Source organism: Nitrospirota bacterium (genome assembly GCA_016212215.1).
Lineage (GTDB): Bacteria > Nitrospirota > 9FT-COMBO-42-15 > HDB-SIOI813 > HDB-SIOI813 > JACRGV01.
Genome location: JACRGV010000148.1, coordinates 23163 through 30640, shown reverse-complemented (window position 1 = coordinate 30640; position 7478 = coordinate 23163). Strand labels below are relative to the sequence as shown.

At 41.3% G+C, this 7478-nt stretch carries 6 protein-coding genes; 4 read left to right on the top strand and 2 right to left on the bottom strand.

Features of this window, described 5'->3' with window-relative positions; all coding sequences use genetic code 11:
• Positions 1 to 221: 221 nt before the first annotated feature.
• Positions 222 to 1307 carry an LPS export ABC transporter permease LptG gene (lptG, locus tag HZA08_13640; GenBank protein MBI5194463.1) on the bottom strand — a complete coding sequence of 362 codons (1086 nt, stop codon included), beginning with the start codon at positions 1305 to 1307 and terminating at the stop codon, positions 222 to 224.
• 114 nt (positions 1308 to 1421) lie between these two features.
• The gene (locus HZA08_13635) at positions 1422 to 2525 is read right to left on the bottom strand and encodes an LptF/LptG family permease (GenBank protein ID MBI5194462.1); all 1104 of its coding nucleotides are present in this window, start codon (positions 2523 to 2525) and stop codon (positions 1422 to 1424) included.
• Positions 2526 to 2591: 66 nt separating this feature from the next.
• Between HZA08_13635 and HZA08_13630 the strand changes: the two genes are divergently transcribed.
• The 4 genes from HZA08_13630 to HZA08_13615 all read left to right on the top strand — a co-directional run bounded on the left by HZA08_13630 (position 2592) and on the right by HZA08_13615 (position 7426).
• Complete coding sequence (locus HZA08_13630; protein MBI5194461.1) at positions 2592 to 3494, top strand: formate dehydrogenase accessory protein FdhE; 903 nt, start codon at positions 2592 to 2594, stop codon at positions 3492 to 3494.
• Positions 3495 to 3747: 253 nt separating this feature from the next.
• The gene (locus tag HZA08_13625) at positions 3748 to 5619 is read left to right on the top strand and encodes a histone-lysine N-methyltransferase (GenBank protein ID MBI5194460.1); all 1872 of its coding nucleotides are present in this window, start codon (positions 3748 to 3750) and stop codon (positions 5617 to 5619) included.
• 14 nt (positions 5620 to 5633) lie between these two features.
• Positions 5634 to 6584, top strand: a complete 951-nt coding sequence (gene mdh, locus HZA08_13620; protein MBI5194459.1) for a malate dehydrogenase — start codon at positions 5634 to 5636, stop codon at positions 6582 to 6584.
• A complete protein-coding gene (locus HZA08_13615; GenBank protein MBI5194458.1) occupies positions 6581 to 7426 on the top strand; it encodes a fumarate hydratase in 846 nt (281 codons plus the stop codon). Before mdh ends, HZA08_13615 begins: the two co-directional genes overlap by 4 nt.
• Positions 7427 to 7478 lie beyond the last annotated feature (52 nt).

The following is a 7478-nucleotide window of genomic DNA, read 5'->3' as shown; positions in this document are numbered from 1 at the left end:
AATAACCTATACATTTATGCATCTCATCTTCCAGCCATCTTTGTGTGCTCCTCAATCGCAACCCCTCAGCGTAGATTCAACTACGCCTTCGGGTTTGCTCAATCGGTCGCACTCAAACCTGACCGAAATCTGAGCGCCTAACTACACAAGTTATTTCATGACAGACCCTTATAATTTCCGGCAAGCACCTTATTACTGAATACTACAGAACCACTCTCGCTCTATAACTTTGCTGCCCTGAAAAACATAAAGCCGCCTATCGCAAGAAAGACAATATTGGCAAGCCATGCTGAAAGCAGCGGCGGCAGGTGGCCTGCATAACCAAGATGCAGGGAAAAAGAGAACGACACCCAGTAAAGCATACTTATTACAATACAAACGCCGGCCCCTGATGCTATGCCGCCGAGCCTCTTTATAAAGAAGGCAAGCGAAATACCTATAAGGGTTAAGATGAAACCGGCAAAAGGGAAAGAAGTCTTTGCAAAGAGATCTACATTAAGTCTTTTTACGTCATAACCTTCCTGTTCTATCTTTTCAACATAGCTTTTCAACACACCAAATCTTGTCTCTGATGCAGTTACAACAGCATGTTTAACGTCTTTAAGATTAAAGGGAATATCTGTTTTAAGTTTGTCAAACGGATAGACATTAACCGGTATTTTGCTTGTGTTGAATACCCTTCTTATGCCGGTCTCTAAAAACCATTGCCCGTTTTCCTGAACTGCCTTGTCCGCAGAAATGCTTTCTCTTATCTCAAAGCTGTTGTTCAGATAATATACATTAATCCTCCAAAGGGTATTCTTCTCAGGTTCGATGAATCTGACATTAAAAAGCGTATATTTACCGGATTTAAACCAGAGACTGTCTTCTTTAAAAAACATCTCTTTCGGTTTTTTCTCTGCCTGCCTCTTAATCTCTTCTGATGCCTTGTTGGTTGCGGGTACAACGGTGTCATTGAATAAAAAGATAGCAAGAGAAAATATAAGTGTGATTATTAATTTGGAAGATGCGATATTAAATGAATTTATTCCGCTGGAACGCATGGCAGTTATTTCATTATATTTTGAGAAAAGGCCAAGGTTGATGAATGATGCAAATAGAAAAGATATCGGGGCAATGAGATATATTGCCTGCGGGATTCTAAGCAAAAAGTAAATTACAATAGTTGTGAAGTCCGTTTGAATCTTTGTAAAATCGCTGAGATTTTCAAAAAGATCCACAACCATATAGATGATTGTCATACCTGCAGCGAACAGTAAAAGAAGTTTTAAAAACTCTATTATTATGTATCTGTTGACTGTCTTCATTAGAGAATAACCGCTGCCCACCCCCACCCTGACCCTCCCCCCTCAAGGGGAAGGGATATACATTAGCCACCCTAATAATCTCTTTTCTAAATTATTTCTTCTAACTTCTAACTTCTATCTTCTTACTTCAAACGATTCTCTCATTAGTATAAACATGGTCAATATGATTAATATAAGAACCGGCAGCCATGCGGCTAAAACCGGGTTTATTATACCTTCCAGTGCAAGGATTTCACATCCGGTGTCAAGGATGTAGTAAAAAAAGATTACTGCAAGGCTTACAATAAAACCCGCAAACCTGCTTGAGAATTTTGACTTTATGCCGATCGGGACTCCAAGGATTCCAAGTACAAGGACTGCAGAAGGTACTGAGAATTTCTTATGAAACTCTAAGAAAAGCCTCCTGTAATCCCTTTCCTTCCGGCCCGGCACATATTCTTTCATAAGTCTTCTCAATTCCTGAACACTCATCCCCCAAGCCTTTTTAAACAGTCTTATATTTTCAATGGATTTACCTGTATCTATTTTCATATAATATGTTGAGAATGAGGCCATCTGATAGTTTACCCTGTCCTGGGACTCATAATGTATGTGTCCGTCTTCTAATTTAAGAAAGAGACTTTCAGTTGAAGGGTCATTCAGGAATCTCCCATGATTTGCAGTTATAATCTTTGATTCCTTCTGTGACCTGTCGGATATTAGTACCCCTTCAAGATTATATGTGCCCTTTATCCTTTTTACATATACCAATAAATTAAAGAGATTATTAAATACACCTTCCTGTAACCCGAGATTTTTCTGGTTTTTCAGTGCATTATATGTCTGCTGTTTAATCATGGTATTTGCAGCCGGCTGGAGTATAGTTGATGAAACCAATGACAATAAGAATGCAAGAACTGAAAAAACAAAAACAGGCGGGAGTATCCGGTATATACTGATGCCTGCAGACTTAAAGGCAGTTACCTCATGGTCTGTTGAAAATCGGGCAAATGTCAATATTGAAGAGAGTAACATTGCAAGGGGTATTGCAAGCACAAGAAAAATGGGTATAATGAGGGGGGCTAATTTCAGGAGTACAAGAAAACTAATACCTGAATCAGCAGATAACCTTGAAAACCTCAGCATCTGCTGTGTAAGAAACGCTGACATCAGCAAAGAAAGGCTGAGTGTAAAGGTAAAGAAAAGCTCCCTGATGATATATCTGTCTATTATTTTCATGATAAATTTAAAAGTTAGTGACTACTATAGTTTTTTTACAACATCTTGTAAATAGGACGAATAATTATGAATAATTTTGAAAGTTATAAAAAATATCTTGAAGACATGACGAGATGTTTTCCAAATTCAGGTGAAATGGTCAATCTATATAATGGGTTGATTGATATTTGGGGAGACAGTAAACCGGATGACTTATCACCGTTATTTTCTTACGAAACCCCCTCACCCTTACCCTCTCCCCTCAGGGGAGAGGGGGCTATCTATCTTAAACCCTCTCCCCTTGGGGGAGAGGGTAGGGTGAGGGGGTTGTGCCTGCTTGATGAAAATAAGATAAATGAGATTGATTTTACTAATAGCAGTGAGACTGCAATAAGGGTTTTTAAAATGATGTGTGAGAAGGGCTTAAAGGGGACAGAGTCATTGAATGGGTTATCTTCACAACAGGCTGTTGAAGTTATCAAGATGTCTCTTAACAGAGAAGACAGACACCGGAATGTAGTTATAAAATGGATATTGAAGCCATCTTTTATGAATCTCATAGAGAAGGTAAGTGCTGATAAATCAATAAAGGAAATACTTGATCAAGGAATATTTGAGAAATGCCCGCTTTGTAATGCCCCTCCCGGAATGGCGATTGTAGATATTCTAAATAATACTGTACAGCGTTTTCTATCCTGCGGTTTCTGTGGGTTCAGATGGCCTTTTACCGGTGGTGAATGTCCTGACTGCCGGAATAATAAACCGGAAAAGATGAGTTTTATTGTTGGAGATTCGGCATGCGAACAGGGATCAAGGGCTGTATGCTGTGATGAATGTAAAAGATATATAAAAACAGTGTTTGTTAATAGCCGGAAAGATGGCAGGGGATTTAATGACATTGACACGGATATTGAAGATGTCGCCACCATCCCCCTTGATATAATCGCCGGCGAAAGAGGATACATAGCTGTATGCCAGTCAGGCATCTGATAAATACCTTGAAATAAAATAACATGCTGTGTTAATATTCCGTATCTTGAAAAACCCCACCCTCACCTTAATCCTCTCCCTGAGGGAGAGGAAATTTACCTCCGCTTCAGGGAGGAAGATAGGATGCGAAACATATATTCCCTCCCCTTCAAGGGGGAAGTTAGGGTATTAAGCATATATTCCCTCCCCGACATTGAATGGGGGAGGGTTAGGGTGGGGATGGGGTTTATTCTAAGATAAAAGGGGGGCTTATATGTCGGGTCTTGTAAAAGAAAAAAATCTGCTGACCAGGTCGGCATATCATTATGAGATAATTGATGTAAAGGAGCCGAATCTTTTCAGGGAGTTCTTTCCTTATAATGAAGTTCCAAAGATACCGTTTAATCACCGCATTGTCCCGATGAACACGCCTGAAGATTTCTGGATTACGGATACAACCTTCAGGGATGGCCAGCAATCACGGCCGCCATACAGTGTAAAACAGATAGTTGATATTTATGACATGCTGCACAGGCTTGGCGGGCCTAACGGTGTTATACGGCAGTGTGAGTTCTTCCTTTATAATAAAAAAGACAGGGATGCGGTGGAACAATGCCTTGCACGAGGTTACAGATTCCCTGAGATTACAGGATGGATCAGGGCAGTTAAGGAAGACTTCCAGATTGTAAAGGATATGAAGCTCAAAGAGACCGGAATACTTACCTCATGTTCGGATTATCATATATTTCTAAAGCTCGGCATGACCCGAAGCGAGGCTGCAGCAAAATATCTTGAGATAGTCAGTGCGGCATTGGATGCCGGGATTGTCCCGAGATGTCATCTGGAAGACATTACGCGGGCGGATTATTACGGCTTTGTAATCCCGCTTGTTCAGAAGTTAATGGAGCTGTCGGAAAAAAGCGGAATACCGGTTAAGATCAGGGCATGTGACACGATGGGTTATGGTGTCCCATTTTCCGGTGCATCAACACCAAGAGGCGTACCTGAACTTATATACGGCCTTGTCCATTATGGAGGTGTGCCTCCTGAACAGCTTGAGTGGCACGGACATAATGACTTTCACAAGGCGCTGATAAATGCTACAACAGCATGGGTTTATGGATGCAGCGGCGCAAACGGAGTTATTCTTGGATTCGGGGAACGTACCGGCAACACGCCGGTTGAGGCACTGATTATGGAATATATATCGCTCCGTGGAGAGACAAACGGTGTAGACACGACTGCCATAACTGACCTTGCTGAGTATTTCCGTAAAGAATTAGGTGTTCAGGTACCTGCAAACTATCCGTTTGTAGGGATTGATTTTAATAATACAAGCGCCGGGATACATGCAGACGGCGCCCTTAAAAATGAAGAGATATATAATATTTTTGATACTGTAAAACTCCTCAAGCGGCCTATGGGTATTACGATTACGGATAAATCCGGTATTGCAGGGGTCGCATATTGGGTTAACAGCCATCTTGCGTTGGATGAGGAGAATAAGATTGATAAAAAACATCCGGGAATCGGTAAGGTTTTCAAATGGGTTACAGAACAATATGAGAGCGGAAGGCTTACGGCTATTTCATCAGATGAGATGTATGCGGCGGCAAGAAGGTATCTGCCGGAGTATTTTGGGTCTGAACTTAAACGTATGAAAAAGAACGCTGAGGAAATTGTTTCTCCAATCGTTGAAGAGATAATTGAGGACGGGTCATTTACCTCTATGAATCCGGAGAAGATGGAATTAGTAATGCAGAAGATGGTTGACGATAACCCGTTTATACAGTTTGCTTACGTGGTAAACCTTGAGGGAAGGCAATTAACAAAGAACATTACACAGATTGTTGACAGGGCCATGTTTGAAAAATTCGGCACAGGAAAAGACTATTCAGGCAGGAGATGGTTCATAGAACCGTTAAAGAGCGGTAGAATTTATGTAACTGATTTCTATAAATCATTGGTTACGGATGCGTTATGCATAACTGTGTCAATTCCTGTAAGAAATACAGCAGGAGAGATGACAGGCATATTCGGTGTTGATTTAAAGTTCGAGGATGTTTTAAAGATTGACAAAAAGATAGAATCAGGCAAGGAAGTTGATGAAAAGGGAAAAGGCGGGGTTGAAGGAGAGATAATCTGAGGAGGGGATAAAAATTGGCAAGACGAAATAAGGTTTCTATTATAGGTTCAGGGAATGTAGGGGCAACGGCGGCCCAGAGGATTATGGAGAAATCGCTTGCTGATGTTGTTTTGTATGACATTGTTCAAGGGGTGCCGCAGGGCAAGGCCCTTGATATTTCAGAGGCAGCACCCATAAGCGGTTCGGATGTAAATATTACCGGGTCGAATAATTACGATGATACCTCTGACTCTGATATTGTAGTTATTACAGCAGGTCTTGCAAGAAAACCCGGTATGACACGCAGTGACCTTTTACAAAAGAATGTGACTATTGTAAAAGAGGTTACTGAAGAGGTAGTAAAAAGATCACCGGATTCCATCTTGATTATTGTAACAAACCCGATGGACCTGATGACATATCTGTCATGGAGTGTCTCAGGATTTCCAAAACAGCGTGTAATGGGGATGGGGGGTGCACTTGATTCAGCAAGATTTGAGTGTTTTATTGCAAGGGAATTAAATGTATCCGTGGAAAACGTTCATGCATTTGTTCTTGGGGGGCATGGTGATTTAATGGTGCCGCTGACTAAATTTTCTACTGTTTCCGGGATACCGATTACTGAACTTATGGATAAGCCTGTAATCGAAAAGATTGTTGAACGTACGAAGTTCGGCGGTGCAGAGATAGTTGAATTACTCAAGACAGGCAGTGCTTATGTTGCACCTGCTGCTGCAATTACAGAGATGGTTGAGGCCATTTTACTTGATAAGAAAAAGATAATCCCAACAGCGGCCTATTTAGAAGGTGAATACGGGATCAAAGACCTTTATGTAGGTGTTCCTGTAAGGCTTGGAAGAGGCGGCATTGAGAGCATAATTGAGATCAAACTTTCTGAAGAAGAAAGAGAGGCATTTTATAAATCCGCAGACAGGGTCAGGAGCGGGGTTGAGGAAATTAAAGAATTGTTGGAGAAAAACTCATGAGAAGAATACATTATAATGACATTGTAGATAAAGTCAGAGACTTATGTATAGAAGCAAATTACAATCTGAGTAAGGATGTTATAGCGGCTTATGAAAAGGCTCTTGAAACAGAGAAGTCACCGCTTGGTCAGGAAGTCCTGAAACAGATTATGGAAAATGCTGAGATTGCAAAGAATGAGAGTATGCCTTTGTGTCAGGATACCGGACTTGCAGTCTTCTTTGTTGATGTCGGTCAGGATGTCTATATTGCAGGAGGGCTCCTGAATGAGGCAATTAATGAAGGTGTAAGGCAAGGGTATAATAAGGGGCTCCTTAGAAAATCTGTTGTACATGAGCCTATATTTGAGAGGAGAAATACATCAGACAATACACCTGCAATTATTTATACTGAACTTGTTGCAGGTGAGAACATAAAAATAATGCTCGATATTGCCGGAGGCGGTTGTGAAAATATGGCAGCGCATAAGATGCTGAAACCGGCTGAGGGGATAGAAGGGGTCAGGAAGTTTGTAGTAGAGAGCGTGAAGAATGCCGGTGCAAACCCATGCCCGCCTGTTATCGTTGGTGTAGGCATTGGCGGTGACTTTGAGAAATCTGCCATGCTGGCCAAAAAGGCATTGTTAAGACCGGTAGGGCAACCGAATTCAAGGCTTGAGGTTGCATCCCTTGAAGAGGATCTGTTAAAAAGGGTCAACCAGCTCGGTATCGGCCCTGTAGGACTTGGGGGACTTGTTACAGCATTTGCGGTACATGTAGAGGTACATCCATGTCATATTGCAAGTTTGCCGGTCGCCGTAAATATTGGGTGTCATTCAAGCAGACATAAGAGCGTAGTTATATAAAACACGAAAAGCATAAGTAAGAAGTAAGATGCGAGAAAAAGTATTAGAGTCA

Coding starts and splice junctions, on each gene's coding strand:
- HZA08_13615 (MBI5194458.1), top strand. CDS start 6,581: ATGAGAAGAATACATTATAATGACATTGTAGATAAAGTCAGAGACTTA.
- HZA08_13625 (MBI5194460.1), top strand. CDS start 3,748: ATGTCGGGTCTTGTAAAAGAAAAAAATCTGCTGACCAGGTCGGCATAT.
- lptG (MBI5194463.1), bottom strand. CDS start 1,307: ATGAAGACAGTCAACAGATACATAATAATAGAGTTTTTAAAACTTCTT.
- HZA08_13630 (MBI5194461.1), top strand. CDS start 2,592: ATGAATAATTTTGAAAGTTATAAAAAATATCTTGAAGACATGACGAGA.
- HZA08_13635 (MBI5194462.1), bottom strand. CDS start 2,525: ATGAAAATAATAGACAGATATATCATCAGGGAGCTTTTCTTTACCTTT.